At 55.4% G+C, this 15,455-nt stretch carries 13 protein-coding genes; 5 read left to right on the forward strand and 8 right to left on the reverse strand.

Features of this window, described 5'->3' with window-relative positions; genetic code table 11:
* Positions 1 to 18: 18 nt before the first annotated feature.
* From PW844_RS00140 to PW844_RS00155, 4 genes are all read right to left on the reverse strand, one after another.
* Positions 19 to 846, reverse strand: coding sequence for an ABC transporter permease (locus PW844_RS00140; protein WP_299445298.1), 828 nt, complete (start codon positions 844 to 846; stop codon positions 19 to 21).
* Between the two features lie 11 nt (positions 847 to 857).
* On the reverse strand, positions 858 to 2,126 hold the full coding sequence (locus tag PW844_RS00145) for an ABC transporter permease (RefSeq protein ID WP_299445300.1): 1,269 nt from the start codon (positions 2,124 to 2,126) through the stop codon (positions 858 to 860).
* Between the two features lie 69 nt (positions 2,127 to 2,195).
* Entirely contained in the window at positions 2,196 to 3,221 is a 1,026-nt protein-coding gene (locus tag PW844_RS00150; protein ID WP_299445302.1) for an ABC transporter substrate-binding protein, read from the reverse strand.
* A 117-nt stretch (positions 3,222 to 3,338) separates the two neighbouring features.
* Positions 3,339 to 4,598, reverse strand: a complete 1,260-nt coding sequence (locus tag PW844_RS00155; RefSeq protein WP_299445304.1) for a 4-aminobutyrate--2-oxoglutarate transaminase — start codon at positions 4,596 to 4,598, stop codon at positions 3,339 to 3,341.
* A 122-nt stretch (positions 4,599 to 4,720) separates the two neighbouring features.
* Between PW844_RS00155 and PW844_RS00160 the strand changes: the two genes are divergently transcribed.
* Together PW844_RS00160 and PW844_RS00165 are read left to right on the forward strand one after the other, a co-directional pair.
* Positions 4,721 to 6,217: a PLP-dependent aminotransferase family protein gene (locus PW844_RS00160; protein ID WP_299445306.1), complete on the forward strand. Its 1,497-nt coding sequence runs from the start codon at positions 4,721 to 4,723 to the stop codon at positions 6,215 to 6,217.
* Between the two features lie 275 nt (positions 6,218 to 6,492).
* The gene (locus tag PW844_RS00165) at positions 6,493 to 7,578 is read left to right on the forward strand and encodes an ABC transporter ATP-binding protein (RefSeq protein WP_299445308.1); all 1,086 of its coding nucleotides are present in this window, start codon (positions 6,493 to 6,495) and stop codon (positions 7,576 to 7,578) included.
* A gap of 110 nt (positions 7,579 to 7,688) precedes the next feature.
* Here the strand turns inward: PW844_RS00165 and pta are convergent, their stop codons facing one another.
* Entirely contained in the window at positions 7,689 to 9,833 is a 2,145-nt protein-coding gene (gene pta / locus PW844_RS00170) for a phosphate acetyltransferase (RefSeq protein WP_299445310.1), read from the reverse strand.
* 70 nt (positions 9,834 to 9,903) lie between these two features.
* Positions 9,904 to 11,106, reverse strand: coding sequence for an acetate kinase (gene ackA, locus PW844_RS00175; RefSeq protein WP_299445312.1), 1,203 nt, complete (start codon positions 11,104 to 11,106; stop codon positions 9,904 to 9,906).
* Between the two features lie 339 nt (positions 11,107 to 11,445).
* On the opposite strand from ackA, the gene yfbV reads away from it, so the two are divergent.
* From yfbV to PW844_RS00190, 3 genes are all read left to right on the forward strand, one after another.
* On the forward strand, positions 11,446 to 11,898 hold the full coding sequence (yfbV, locus tag PW844_RS00180) for a terminus macrodomain insulation protein YfbV (RefSeq protein ID WP_084876127.1): 453 nt from the start codon (positions 11,446 to 11,448) through the stop codon (positions 11,896 to 11,898).
* Positions 11,899 to 12,037: 139 nt separating this feature from the next.
* Positions 12,038 to 12,532 (forward strand): YfbU family protein, encoded by a 495-nt coding sequence (locus PW844_RS00185; protein ID WP_084876126.1) that lies wholly within the window; start codon positions 12,038 to 12,040, stop codon positions 12,530 to 12,532.
* A 14-nt stretch (positions 12,533 to 12,546) separates the two neighbouring features.
* On the forward strand, positions 12,547 to 13,206 hold the full coding sequence (locus tag PW844_RS00190) for a sugar phosphatase (protein WP_299445315.1): 660 nt from the start codon (positions 12,547 to 12,549) through the stop codon (positions 13,204 to 13,206).
* A 27-nt stretch (positions 13,207 to 13,233) separates the two neighbouring features.
* On the opposite strand, the gene yfbR is transcribed toward PW844_RS00190, so the two are convergent.
* Complete coding sequence (gene yfbR / locus PW844_RS00195) at positions 13,234 to 13,833, reverse strand: 5'-deoxynucleotidase (protein ID WP_299445317.1); 600 nt, start codon at positions 13,831 to 13,833, stop codon at positions 13,234 to 13,236.
* 70 nt (positions 13,834 to 13,903) lie between these two features.
* On the reverse strand, positions 13,904 to 15,121 hold the full coding sequence (locus PW844_RS00200; RefSeq protein ID WP_084876123.1) for a pyridoxal phosphate-dependent aminotransferase: 1,218 nt from the start codon (positions 15,119 to 15,121) through the stop codon (positions 13,904 to 13,906).
* Positions 15,122 to 15,455: the final 334 nt, after the last annotated feature.

Genomic DNA, 15,455 nt, shown 5'->3' on the forward strand with positions numbered 1-15,455 from the left:
CAAGTGGTGCCTTTTGCATTAATGGGCGGGATGCGACTGACGCATACGCTCACCACGCCGTCGCAGTATCTCCATCACAATCAGCAGCACCAGTGACGCCGCAATCATCAGCGTCGCCGCTGCCGCGATGGTGGGATCGAGGTTTTCGCGAATCCCGGCAAACATCTGAATCGGCAGGGTACGCTGGCTCGGGCTGGCGAGAAACAACGTCACCACCACTTCATCGAACGAGGCGGCAAAGGCAAATAACGCGCCAGAGAACACCCCTGGAGCGATGAGCGGCAGCGTGATTTTGCGGAAGGTCAGCAGCGGTGATGCGCCCAGGCTGGCTGCCGCGCGTGACAGGTTGGTGTCATAGCTTTTCAGCACCGCCACCACGGTAATCACTACAAAGGGTACGCCAAGCAGCGTATGCGCCAGCACCAGTCCGAGGTAGCTGTTCAGCAGCGATAACCGGGCGAAGAAGAAGAACATCCCTACCGCGATAATCACCACCGGTGCCACCATCGGCGAGATGATAATCGCCATTACGATGCCTTTGCCGCGAAATTCGCCGCGTACCAGTCCCATTGACGCCAGCACCCCAAGAATGGTGGCGAGCAATGTTGCCAGCGGCGCAATCAGCAAACTGTTCCCCAGCGCGCCCAGCCATTCCTGTGAATGAAAGAAGGTTTGATACCAGCGCAGTGAAAAGCCGCTCAGCGGATAGCTGAGGAATGAGCTGGAGTTAAACGATAGCGGCACGATCACCAGAATCGGCAGAATTAAAAACAGCAGCACCGCCGCGCCATAGAAGTTGAAGAACGCGCCCCACAGGCGCAGCAGAGTAGAACCTTGTTGTTTCATTTCTTCGCTCCTTAGCGCGCCGCCGCTTCTGCGGAGGTTCGGGTGACACGGATATAAACGATGTACAGCAGCATCACGATAACCAGCAGCTGGCTGCCCAGGGCGGCGGCCATGCCCCAGTTCATGGTGCTGTTGGTAAAGAAGGCCACGAAATAGCTGACCATCTGGTCATCCGGGCCGCCGAGCAGCGCGGGGGTGACGTAATAACCAATCGCCATCATAAATACCAGCAGCGCACCGGCGGTGATACCGGCAAAAGTTTGCGGCACGTAGACGCGCCAGAAGGCAAGGAAGGGATGCGCACCGAGCGAGATAGCGGCGCGCATATAGCTGGGAGAAATGCCTTTCATCACTGCGTACAGCGGCAGCACGATAAACGGCAGCAGAATATGGGTCATCGAGATATAAACACCCAGGCGGTTAAATACCAGCGTCAGTGGATGGTCGATCACCCCGATGCCCATCAGCGCACGGTTAATCAGACCACCCGATTGCAGCAGCACAATCCAGCTGGCGGTACGCACAATCAGTGAGGTCCAGAACGGCAGCAGCACCAGAATCATCAGCAGATTGGCGCGGCCAGAAGGTTGCTTCGCCAGCCAGTAGGCCAGCGGATAACCGATACCGACGCACAGTAGCGTCACCACTGTCGCCATCCATAAGGTGCGCAGCAATACATTCACGTACAGCGCCTGATCAGCAGGCTGGCTGACGATGTCACCGGTTTTGGCATCGACTTTACGGTCAAACACCGACAGCAGGTAGAGGCTGGTGAAGGGTTTTGCGGCACGTTGCAGCGTGCGCCAGGTGGTGAGATCGCCCCACAGCGGCTGTTTAGCCATCATCGTGTTTTTCACATCCACCCCGTCGGCAGGGGCGATGCGCGGAACGGTGAGGATCAGGCGACGGTAGCTGGCATCTTCGTAGCTGAGACGTTTCGCCACGCTGGAGATTTGTCCCTGATCGCGGGCGGCGATCAACTCTTTGGCCAGTAGCGCATAAACGCGCTCATCCGGTAGCGCGTTGCCTGACCACTGCTGCAACGCTTTGCTGGTTTGCGGCAATGCTTCCGGCAGCTCCGGGTTATTGATGCTCATGCTCAGGATCGAGCCAATTGGGAACAGGAAGCAGACCACCACGAACACCAGCAGAGGTGCAATCAGCAGCAGCGAACGTCGCGTCTTCGCAAACTCGCTGCGTTGCAGACGCTGGCGCAGCGTCGGAACGCGCGGGTTATGCACTGATTGTGCTGGGGGATCCAAAACGGGATTTTGGCTCATGGCCGGACTCCTTACTGAAAATTCTGTGCTGTGCAACGGCGCGTTAGATCGCGCCGTTACCGGACAACATTACTTCGCGGCCCAGCTGTTAAAGCGCTGTTCCAGTTCTTCGCCGTGTTCCAGCCAGAAATTGGCATCCACCTGCACCGATTTCGCCAGGTTATCCGGCGAGGTGGGCAGCTGCTTCAGGCGCTCAGGTGCCAGCAGGGCACCGGCCTTGATATTGGTCGGGCCGTAAGGAATATTTTCGGCGTAGACTTTCTGATTTTCGGGCTGGTTGGCGAAGGCGATAAACTGTTCTGCCAGGGCTTTATGCTTCGAGCCCTTGACGATGGCCCAGTTATCCAGGTCATACAGGCCGCCGTCCCAGACGATTTTGAAGTTGTGGCCTTCCGCCTGGGCAGTACCGACACGGCCGTTATAAGCCGATGCCATCACCACGTCACCCGATACCAGCCATTGCAGCGGTTGTGCGCCGGATTCCCACCATTGGATATTTGGTTTCAGCTCATCCAGCTTTTTGAAGGCGCGGTCGACACCGGCCGGGGTCGCCAGCACTTTGTAGACATCTTCACGCTTCACGCCATCCGCCATCAGCGCGATTTCGAGGGTGTATTTGGCGCTCTTACGCAGCGCGCGTTTGCCGGGGAATTTCTTCACATCCCAGAAATCAGCCCAACTGGTGGGGGCGGTTTTCAGCTTGTCGGCGTCGTAGGTCAGCACGGTAGACCAGACAAAAATCCCGGCACCACATTCGCTGACGCTGCCAGGAATGAAATCACTTTTGTTGCCCAGCTTGCTCCAGTCGAGCGTCTCGAACAGGCCTTCATCACAACCACGCAGCAGTTCCGGGGTTTCCAGCTCAACCACATCCCAGCCGACCTGTTTGGTCTCCACCATGGCACGGATACGCGCCATCTCGCCGTTGTATTCGCCAGCATCAATGGTGCCTTTCCCGGCAGCGGTAAAGGGTTTATAGAATGCTTTGTCCTGGGCGTCCTTGTTGGTGCCACCAAAAGAGATCACAGTCAGGGTTTCTGCCTGTGCTTGCAGTGCTATGGTAGCGAAAATGAGTACAGCTAACTTTTTAACCATCCCACAACTCCTGAATTATTATTGATGTGCAGGCGAACCTGCGTAGTGTTTGCAATGCAGCTTTTATGCCAGGTACCGATGCATAGCGGGAACGGCGCTATGCATCGGGGGAGAGATTTAGTGTTGCGCCAGAATGCCGGACAGCAGTTGCAATGCGCTGTTGAACTGCGCGTCCGGAATGGTGAGCGGGTAAAGGAAGCGGATCACGTTACCGTGCACGCCACAGGTCAGCAGAATCAACCCCTGTGCCAGTGCCTGCTGCTGGATGGCGCGCGCGATATCGGCGGAAGGTTTACCTGCGGCGTCATTAAACTCCGCCGCAATCATTGAACCGCGACCGCGTACTTCAGCCAGTGAACGGCACCCGGCACCCTGTAGGGTTTCACTCAATTTTGCGCCGAGTTGGTTCGCGCGCTGACACAGTTGTTCTTCGTCGATCACGTCGAGTACCGCGTGTGCCGCAGCAATCGCTGGCGGGCTGCCGGCGTAAGTGCCGCCGAGACCGCCTGGTTGCGGTGCATCCATCACCTCAGCGCGTCCGGATACCGCCGACAACGGCATGCCGCCCGCCAGGCTTTTCGCCATGGTGATCAGGTCAGGCTTCACGTCATAATATTCGCTGGCAAACAGCTTACCGGTGCGGGCAAAGCCGCTCTGAATTTCGTCGGCAATCAACAAAATGCCGTGCTGGTCGCACAGCGTGCGCAGCGCGCTGACAAATTCCGGCGGTGCCACGTTAAAACCACCTTCGCCCTGAATCGGTTCGAAAATGATGGCGGCGACTTGCTGCGGACTGATATCGCACTTGAAGATGGCTTCGAGACTTTCCAGTGCCGCTGCCACGCTGTGACCATGCAGTGCATTGGGATAGCGGGCATGGAATACTGAGCTGGCGAACGGACCAAAGCCGGTCTTGTAGGGGACCACTTTGCCGGTCAGCGTCATGGTCATATGGGTACGGCCATGAAACGCACCGGTAAAGGCGATGATGCCGGGACGACCGGTAGCCGCGCGGGCAATTTTCACCGCGTTCTCCACCGCTTCGGCTCCGGTGGAGAAGAAAGTGGTTTTGGCCGGACCGGTAACCGGTACGCGCTCATTCAGGCGCTCGGCCAGGCTGATGTAATTCTCGTAAGGGATCACCTGGAACGCGGTGTGGGTGAAGCAATCCAGCTGCTGTTTCACCGCAGACATCACTTTCGGGTGACGGTGGCCGGTGTTTAGTACCGCAATACCGGCGCTGAAATCGGTGTATTCACGGCCCTGATGATCCCAGAGCGTGGCGTTTTCCGCTTTCACGGCATAGAAATCGCACATCACACCAACACCGCGTGGGGTGGCGTTTAAACGACGTGCCTGTAATTCGCTGTTACTCATAGCTCAACCTCATCATGTGATTCGCCGGCTGACTTCACGCCGGAAAACTGCCCTGCTTGCTTTTTAGCGTTTTCAGGGTTTTATAATCCAGAGCCAGTTTTTTTTATTTTGAGGTACCAATTTTGCGCAGCTTACTGGGTGACCTGCTGTTTCAGCGTTTAAATCAGCTTTCCGGCGGCTCGCTGGCCAAGCGCCTGTACGACGTGTTGCAGGGGGCGATTCAGGAAGGTGCCATTGCCACCGGAGTGCGTCTGCCCGCCAGCCGTGACCTGGCGCGCGAGCTTTCGGTGTCGCGTAATACCGTACTGGCGGCGTACGAAAAACTGCAATCGGAAGGCTATCTGGAAACCCGCACCGGAAGTGGTACCTTCGTCTGCCTGGTGCTACCGGAACAAAGCCCGGAAGTGGCCCCGGCACCTGTTCCACGCGCCCGTGGTATGAATACTATCCGCCTGTCACGACGCGGGGCGCGTCTGCTGTCGCAAAGTGGTGCCGGGGCGTTTCAGTGGGGGGCGTTTATGCCGGGCGTGCCGGATGTGAGTTATATGCCGCACGATATCTGGCGCAAAATCCAGCTGCGCATCAGCCGACGTCTGCCGGTGGAATCACTGAGCTATGCCAACCACGGTGGATGCGTCGAGCTGCAACAGGCGCTGGCTGAGTATCTGCGGGTGATCCGTTCGGTCAACTGCACGGCGGAACAGGTGCTGGTCACGGCGGGCACCCATCAGTCGCTCGATTTGCTGGCGAAAATGCTGTGCGATCCGGGCGACAGTGCGCTGGTGGAGGAGCCGGGTTACTGGGGCATCCGCAACGTGCTGGCAGTCAATGGTATCGACCTGATCCCCACCGAGGTGGACGAGCAGGGGTTGGTGCTGCCCGCGGAACAGAGTGACCGTCCTGCGCCACGCCTGATTTGCGTCACCCCCTCGCACCAGTATCCGCTGGGGGCAGTGATGAGCCTGCAACGCCGCCATGAGTTATTAAATCGCGCCAAAAGTACCGGTAGCTGGGTGGTTGAGGATGATTACGACGGTGAGTTCCGCTTTGCTGGCAGTCCGATTCCGGCACTCCAGGGCTTGTCGCCGGATGCACCAGTAATTTATCTCGGCACCTTCAGCAAGACGCTCTACCCGGGGATTCGTCTGAGTTACATGGTGGTGCCAAAACCCCTGGCGACGCGTATGAAAATGGCCCATTCGGAGCTTTATCGTGGCGGATATGGCCTGGTGCAGCTGACGCTGGCGGAGTTTATTCGTGAAGGGCACTACGCAGCCCATGTGCGGCGGATGCGGCAGATTTACAGCCGTCGCCGTGCGGCGTTGGTGGCGCTGATTACCGACACCCTCGGCGCGTCCTGGGTGGTACACCACAGCAACGCCGGGCTGCACCTGATTCTCGGCCTGCCGGAAAGTATCGACGATGTGGCTTTCAGCGCTGAGCTGGAGCAGAACGGCGTGCTGACGCGTCCGCTCTCCTCGTACTACCAGCGCGGGACGTTGCGTCGGGGCCTGCTGCTGGGCTACGCCTGCGTTGACGAAGCGCAGATGGCCACTGCGTTCGCGCCGATTCTGCAACGCCTGCAACACCATCTCAAAACCACACCGGTGCCGATGTGACCTATGCTGCCCTGTCCCGGTGCAGGGCACGTAATCAGTGCATTAGCGCTATTATTAACATTTTTGTAACGCTTGTTTTTAAAAGACAATAGAAATCAATAGCCTGCGCTTTTTGATTCAGACTAACTTTGTATTCAAATTGTCAAATTTCTCTTGTGTTCCTGAAATGCGTTGTGGTAGTGCTAAAAAAAGAGCCGCCAGCATGCGCATGTCAGACATGTCGATGCAGGAATCGTGCCGGATTACTTTTCCTTCACGCTTTACGAGAGAACGTCATGAGAAATTTCGTTAGTTTCAGGAACATAAAAAAGAGTTACGACGGCGATAAGCTGGTGGTGCGTAACCTCAATCTTGACGTGGAGGAAGGGGAGTTTCTCACGCTGCTTGGTCCATCCGGTTCAGGTAAAACCACCAGCCTGATGATGCTGGCGGGCTTTGAAACGCCGACTGATGGCGAGATTTTATTGCGTGATAAACCGTTGCATACCTTGCCACCACACCAGCGCGATATCGGCATGGTGTTCCAGAACTATGCGCTGTTTCCCCATATGACGGTGGCGGAAAATCTTGCCTTTCCGCTGTCGATCCGCCGCATGAACAAAGCCGACATCAAATCCCGCGTTGATCGCATTTTGGATATGATCAAACTGACGTCACTGGCGGATCGCTATCCGGCCCAAATGTCCGGGGGGCAGCAGCAACGTGTGGCCCTGGCGCGTGCGCTGGTGTTTGAACCGAAGCTGGTGCTGATGGATGAACCGCTCGGGGCGCTGGATAAGCAATTGCGCGAACATATGCAGATGGAGATCAAACAGTTACACGATATGCTGGGCCTGACGATCGTCTATGTGACGCATGATCAGAGCGAAGCGATGACCATGTCCGATCGGGTCGCGGTATTCAACGATGGCATGATCCAGCAGATGGACAGCCCGGACAAACTTTACGAGCAGCCGGAGAATGCGTTTGTCGCTCAGTTTATTGGCGAAAACAACAGCTTACTGGCGACGCAGGTGGCGCAGAACGGTGATTTCTATCAGGTGAAACTGGATGATGGTACGCAGCTTGATGCGCTGAAAGTGCGCCCCAGTTCACCGGGCAAAAAGATCCAGCTCAGCATTCGCCCGGAGCGTGTGAACGTCAATGCGCCGGAGCAGGGCGATCAGATCGTGCAGGCGCAGATCCAGCAGTTTATTTACCTGGGTGACCATGTTCGTATGCTGACCAGCGTGGCCGGGCAGGAGAACTTTATGGTGAAACTGTCACCGTCGAAGATGGACAAAAGCTGGCAGCCGGGCGCGCAGGTAAGCCTGTCGTGGCAGCCGCAGCATCTGCGTGCGCTGGATGTGATGTTGCAATAAATCGCTGTCGACCTTGCGCGATAAATCGCGCCGCTACAAATGTGTGCAGTGTACGTAGCGGCGCGATTTATCGCGCAAAACAAGGCGTCCCAAGGGACGCCTTAAGCGTTTTAACCTTCAGCCTGCTGAGACTGAATCGCTGTCAGGGCGATGGTGTAGACGATATCGTCCACCAGCGCACCGCGTGACAGGTCGTTCACCGGCTTGCGCATACCCTGCAACATCGGTCCGATGGAGATCAGGTCCGCTGAACGCTGTACCGCTTTGTAGGTGGTGTTACCGGTGTTCAGATCCGGGAAGATAAACACGGTGGCACGGCCTGCAACCTGCGAGTTCGGCGCTTTGGATTTCGCCACGTCTTCCATGATGGCGGCGTCATACTGCAACGGACCGTCGATCACCAGGTCAGGGCGTTTTTCCTGCGCGATACGCGTGGCTTCACGGACTTTCTCAACGTCGCTACCGGCACCGGAGTTACCGGTGGAGTAGGAGATCATCGCGACGCGCGGGTCGATACCGAAGGCTTTAGCAGAATCGGCAGACTGAATCGCGATTTCGGCCAGCTGTTCCGGGTTCGGGTCCGGGTTGATGGCGCAGTCGCCATACACCAGCACCTGCTCCGGCAGCAGCATAAAGAACACCGAAGAAACCAGTGAGCTGTTCGGCGCAGTTTTGATCAGCTGCAACGGCGGACGGATGGTGTTGGCGGTGGTGTGTACGGCACCGGAAACCAGGCCATCAACTTCACCACTTTCCAGCATCATGGTGCCCAGCACCACGTTGTCTTCCAGCTGTTCCTGCGCAACCACTTCGGTCATGCCTTTGCTCTTACGCAGTTCAACCAGACGCGGCACATAGTTTTCACGCACCACTTCCGGATCGACAATGACGATGCCTTTGCCCAGTTCCACGCCCTGAGCCGCAGCCACACGCTGGATCTCATCCGGGTTACCCAGCAGCACACAGGTGGCGATTCCGCGTTCGGCACAGATGGCGGCGGCTTTCACGGTACGCGGTTCGTCGCCTTCCGGCAGAACGATACGCTTGCCTGCTTTGCGTGCCAGCTCGGTCAGCTGGTAGCGGAAGGCTGGCGGTGACAGACGACGGCTGCGCTCGGAGGTGGCGGTCAGCGATTCGATCCAGTCGTCATTGATGTAGCTGGCGACGTACTCCTGCACTTTTTCAATACGCTGGGTATCATCAGCCGGGACTTCCAGGTTGAAGCTTTGCAGGCTGAGCGAGGTCTGCCAGGTGTTGGTTTTCACCATAAATACCGGCAGGCCGGTCTGGAAGGCACGCTCGCACAGACGACCAATACGTTCATCAATCTCGTAACCACCGGTCAGCAGAATGGCCCCGATTTCCACGCCGTTCATCGCGGCCAGACAGGCTGCCAGCAGCACGTCAGGACGGTCTGCTGAGGTCACCAGCAGAGAACCCGGACGGAAATGCTCCAGCATGTGCGGGATGCTACGGGCACAGAAGGTGACGGATTTCACCCGGCGCGTCTGGATTTCGCCTTCGTTGATGATGTCGCCGTTCAGGTGACGGCACATATCAATCGCGCGGGTGGCGATCAGATCAAAGCTCCACGGCACACAACCCAGCACCGGCAGCGGGCTGTTGGTGAACAGCGTTTTAGGATCGATGTTGGCGATGCTGGCTTTGGAAGAGTCATCAAAAATCTCTGACAAATCCGGACGCGTGCGTCCCTGTTCATCCACCGGAGCATTCAGTTTGTTGATGATCACGCCAGTGATGTTTTTGTTCTTGCTGCCGCCAAAGCTGCTTTGCGTCAGTTCGATACGCTCTTTCAGCTGGGCCGGAGAATCGTTACCCAGGGCGGTGACGAAGACGATTTCGGCGTTCAGGGTTTTGGCGATTTCATAGTTCAGTGCGGAGGCAAACTGGTGTTTGCGTGTCGGCACCAGACCTTCCACCAGCACCACTTCGGCATCTTTGGTGTTTTCATGGTAGCGGGCGATGATCTCTTCCATCAGCACGTCCTGCTGGTTCGAACCCAGCAGCGACTCAACACGCGACATCAGCAGCGGTTCAGCGGCTGGGATCGTGGAGTTCTTACGGATGATGGTGGTGGTCTGGTCCGGTTTGTCGCCGCCAGTACGTGGCTGCGCAATCGGTTTGAATACGCTCAGGCGCACGCCTTTGCGTTCCATCGCACGGATCACGCCAAGACTGACGCTGGTCAGACCGACGCTGGTGCCGGTTGGAATGAGCATAATTGTACGTGACACTTTATAACCTCTCAGGTGTTGCAGGGTGTCAAAAACAACTCCGTCAGCCTGAGCTGACGGAGAGAAGCATTTACGCGGTGAGACGCGCGGCGTCCTGGGCGATGACCAACTCTTCGTTGGTGGGGATCACCACCGCTGGGCGGGTGCCTTCTTTATTAATGAAGCCGGATTTACCGAAACGCGCCGCCAGGTTACGTTCGTGGTCCACTTCAAAGCCCAGCAGACCGAGTTTTTGCAGCGACAACTCACGCACCATCGCGGCATTTTCACCGATACCGCCGGTGAAGACTACCGCATCCAGACGGCCTTCCATCAGCGAGGTATAGCCGCCGATGTACTTCGCCAGGCGATGGCAGAACACGTCCATGGCGCGTTTGGCATCTTCTTTGGTGGTGTAGTTATCTTCCACGTAGCGGCAGTCGCTGGTCACTTCGGTCAGACCCAGCAGGCCAGACTCTTTGGTCAGCAGTTTGTTGATGGCATCAACGCTCATGCCGAGGGTGTCATGCAGGAAGAAGACGATGGCCGGATCGATGTCACCGCTACGGGTGCCCATCACCAGACCTTCCAGTGGCGTCAGACCCATTGAGGTATCGACGCAAATGCCGTTACGAATGGCGGAAACAGAACCGCCGTTGCCCAGGTGGCAGGTGATGACGTTCAGCTCTTCTACCGGTTTACCCAGCATTTTTGCCGCTTCCTGGGTCACATAGTAGTGGCTGGTACCGTGGGCACCATAGCGACGTACGCCGTGTTCTTTATACAATTTGTACGGCAGAGCGTAGAGATACGATTCTTCAGGCATTGTCTGATGGAATGCTGTATCAAAAACCGCCACATTCTTATCTGAAAGGTGCGGGAAATTTTTCATTGCTTCGTCGATACCGATCAGATGTGCCGGATTGTGCAGCGGAGCAAATGAAGAAGCATCTTTAATGCCCTGAATAACGGACTCATCAATCACGACAGATTTCGTCAGCTGTTCGCCGCCATGAACGATACGATGGCCGATTGCAGCGATTTGTGCCGAAAGCTCTGGTTTTTGTGCCAGAATAGTTTTAACAATGAAGTTGAGGGCTTCGCTGTGCGCTGCGCCCGCGCCCAGAGGGGCTTCCTGTTTGCTACCCTCGAGTTTCCATTTAATACGCGCTTCAGGCAGGTGGAAGCATTCAGCCAGACCGGAGAGGAATTCGTCACCGTTGGCGGGGTTGAGGATGGCAAACTTGAGTGAGGAGCTGCCGCAGTTCAGAACCAGAACTAACTTCGTCGACATGGAAGTACCTATTGGTTAAATAGTGGCGAGAAATAACGCAATCAGACTAACAGCGTAGTTCATGAAAGCTGGTAAATTAATGATTAACATCATGCGGTAGTCAAAAAGAGACCGATCCGCAAAAAAATTTTGGTAATTTTACGCGATTTTTTTAAATCAGCTTAGCGAAACATGGCTCTAAACTGCGCTTTTATTGAGCAGAAGCTTCCGGTAATGTTGCTAAAACGGCGTCAGAATACCCAGTGTCACCCTTAAAGACAAAAACTTTTGAAGGATGTCACGTAAAGTTGTGTGGTTGTCAGTTTATTTTAAATCTTGCAGTAATAGTTGAGGTCTACCATGGCGAATGATACAGGTAATCCAGGCTGGTTCGGCTTATTTCAGCGCGGCCAGCATTACATGAAGACCTGGCCAGCCGATAAACGCCTGGCTCCGGTGTTTCCTGAAAATCGTGTGGTGACGGCGACACGTTTTTCCATTCGCTTTATGCCTCCCCTGGCAATTTTTACCCTGACGTGGCAGATCGCCATGGGGGGACAGCTGGGGCCAGCGGTGGCGACGGCATTGTTTGCCTGTAGCCTGCCGATGCAGGGTTTATGGTGGCTGGGTAAGCGCTCGATGACACCGTTGCCACCTTCTTTATTGCAATGGTTCCATGAGGTCCGCGCCAAACTGGAAGAAGCCGGACAGGCGATTGCGCCGGTCGAAGGTAAACCGACCTACCAGGCACTGGCCGATGTGCTGAAGCGGGCATTTAAACAGCTGGATCGCACCTTCCTTGACGATCTTTGATCGATAAACGTTTCCCGCCGGGACAGAATTCGCCGCTGATCCCGGTTCAAATCAAAGAAAAGTGGTGCGGACATACCCGCATCTGTTCCCTTGTGCAATCATTTCTCTATACCTAAATTGATGCCCCGGGAGAACAACCATGGAAATGACCCACGCACAGCGGCTCATCCTGTCGAATCAGTACAAAATGATGGCGATGCTGGAGCCGGACAACGCTGAACGTTACCGCCGTTATCAGACCATCATTGAACGTGGCTATGGCCTGCAGTTACGCGAACTGGATAAAGAGTTCGGCGAGCTTAGCGAAGACACCTGTCGCACCCTGATCGATATTATGGAGATGCACCACGCGCTGCATGTTTCCTGGTCCAATCTCAAAGATTCCGCGCTGATTGAGGAACGTCGTCTGGCCTTTCTCGGTTTTGACGCCGCCACGGAAGCACGCTACCTCGGCTATGTGCGCTTTATGGTCAATACCGAAGGGCGCTACACCCACTTTGATTCCGGCACCCACGGGTTTAATGCCCAAACGCCGATGTGGGAAAAATACCAACGTATGCTGGCGGTGTGGCACACTTGTCCGCGTCAGTATCATTTGAGCGCGAACGAGATCGCGCAAATCCTTAATGCCTGAAGAAGGAGCATCGAGTGAAGTACAGGGGTTTTCTGTTTGATTTAGATGGCACGCTGGTGGATTCGCTGCCTGCTGTTGAGCGCGCGTGGACCCAATGGGGTGAACGTCATGGTTTTGCGGCGGAAGAAATCCTGAGCTTCATTCATGGTAAACAGGCAATTACTTCGCTGCGCCATTTTATGGTGGGCCAGAGCGAGGAGACGATTCAGGCGGAGTTTTTGCGTCTGGAGCGTATCGAAGCGGAAGATACTGACGGGGTGTGTGCTTTGCCGGGTGCACAGGCACTGCTGGTGACACTCAACGAGCTGCAAATTCCGTGGGCGATTGTCACGTCAGGTTCAGTCCCGGTTGCCCATGCGCGTCACAAAGCCGCCGGATTGCCTGCACCTGCCGTGTTTATCACCGCCGAGAATGTAAAACGCGGCAAGCCGGAACCGGATGCCTATTTGTTGGGCGCAGAGAAACTGGGTCTGGCGGCTGGCGAGTGCGTGGTGGTGGAAGATGCGCCTGCGGGTGTGCTGGCCGGATTGAATGCGGGCAGCGCGGTGATTGCGGTGAATGCGTCGAAAGATACTCCGCGTCTTGACGAGGTAACTTTTGCGCTTACCACGCTGGAAGCCCTGGTCGTGACCGGTGACGGCAAGGGCGGTTTTACCCTGTCGCTGCAAGCATAATCCGTAGCGGCGCGATAGATCGCGCCGCTACAGCGGCGTATCCTGCGAAATTTCATCCAGCGACAGGCTGAAGCTGGGGATGAAAACCTCAACAAAATAATCCATTTCCGGCGAACGGCGTTGCGCCAGCGTTTTTTCCAGACGCGCTTTTGCCAGCAAAAACTCATTGTTACCGGCAGACAGTTCTTCAAGGCATTTGACGTACGCACACAGGGCATCGGCCTGCTTCACCACTGCCTGTTCCGCTTCGCTATGCAGATGCTCATCCAGCAACGGACGAAACTCTTCCTGCAGTTCCGCCGGGAGCATTTCAATCAGTTTGTGTTGGGCAATCTTCTCGATCTTTTTGTATTCATGGGCAATTTGCGCATTGTAATACTTCACCGGGGTCGGTAGATCGCCGGTCAGCACTTCACTGGCATCATGATAAAGCGCCAGCATGGCAATGCGATCGGCATTCAGATTGCCGTTGAATTTTTTGTTTTTAATCACGGCCAGCACATGGGCGACCATGGCGACCTGCAGGCTGTGCTCAGAGACATTCTCGGTGCGTACGTTACGCATCAGTGGCCAGCGGTTGATCAGTTTAAGACGGGAGAGATGGGCAAAAAAGTGGCTACGGGTCATGAGCAGTTCCTGATCGGACGGCGGGGAGGGAAGCCTCTCCCCGAAATACACTCACTATACGCGTGTGACGCTACTGACGATACCCTTGCAGGAAGCGACCAAATTTGGTGATGGCCATTTCCAGATCGTCAACGCGGGGCAGGGTAACGATGCGCACGTGATCCGGCCATGGCCAGTTGAACGCGGTACCCTGCACCAGCAGCACTTTTTCCTGGAGCAGGAAATCAAGCACCATTTTCTGATCGTCGAACAGATTGAATTTCTTCGCATCAATGCGCGGGAACATATAGAGCGCACCCTGCGGCTTGACGCAGCTGACGCCCGGGATGTCATTAATCAATTCCCAGGCGCGCTGGCGTTGCTCATAAAGGCGGCCGCCCGGCACGATAAATTCACTGATGCTCTGATAGCCACCCAACGCGGTTTGAATCGCGTGTTGTGCGGGTACGTTGGCACACAAACGCATTGAGGCCAGCATTTCCAGACCTTCAATGTAGCCTTTCGCGTGTTTCTTCGGACCGTTCAGCACCATCCAGCCTTGGCGGAAACCAGCAACGCGATAGGTTTTTGACAGGCCGTTAAAGGTGACGGTCAACAGATCGGGAGCCAGCGCGGCAATGGAATGATGCTGCGCTTCGTCATACAGGATCTTGTCGTAAATCTCATCGGCAAAGATGATCAGGTTATGCTGGCGGGCAATCTCAACGATTTCCATCAGCAATTCTTTGCTGTACACCGCACCGGTGGGGTTGTTCGGGTTGATAATCACGATGCCGCGCGTGCGCGGGGTGATTTTGCTGCGGATATCATCCAGGTCCGGGAACCAGCCGGCGGATTCATCACACAGATAATGTACCGCTTTACCACTGGAAAGGGAGACGGCAGCGGTCCACAACGGGTAATCCGGTGCAGGCACCAGCATTTCATCACCGCTGTTCAGCAGCGCCTGCATGGCCTGCACAATCAGCTCCGAAACACCGTTACCAATATAGATGTCTTCAACCGTCATATCGCGCATGTCGCGCGCCTGATAATGCTGCATGATTGCTTTGCGCGCTGAATAGAGACCTTTGGAGTCACAATATCCCTGGGCACTGGGCAGGTTGCGGATCACATCAACCAGGATTTCATCGGGGGCTTCAAAACCAAACGGGGCAGGGTTGCCAATGTTGAGTTTGAGAACTTTGTTGCCTTCTTCTTCGAGACGTTTCGCCTCTTTCAGTACCGGACCACGGATGTCATAACAGACATTATCCAGCTTGCCGGATTTATCAATTTGAAAATTCATCGCTACCGCCTTAACGGGCAGAGTCCATTTAACCTGCCTCAAAAAACAAACCCGCCCAATTTACTCCTCTCCCCGGAACAAAAGAAGGGTAACGAAAGGTTTTGGCGAGTTTGGCAATTTTTTATGCTGATACTGGCTGAAAAGGCATTTTACACTGATTAATCTGGTTGAATTATCCAGTAAAGTTACCAGGGTTGATATTTAATGCTGACAGGGGGCCGGGGAGCTGTAAACTCCTTAATCCAGACGTAAAGAAGGGGATTGCGTATATTTTTATTCACAACTGTCGCATTGAATCGTTAGCGACGTAATGAAATAGTTAAAGAATCCTTGT

The sequence above is a fragment of the Pantoea sp. genome (assembly GCF_028283705.1).
Taxonomy (GTDB): Bacteria; Pseudomonadota; Gammaproteobacteria; order Enterobacterales; family Enterobacteriaceae; genus Pantoea.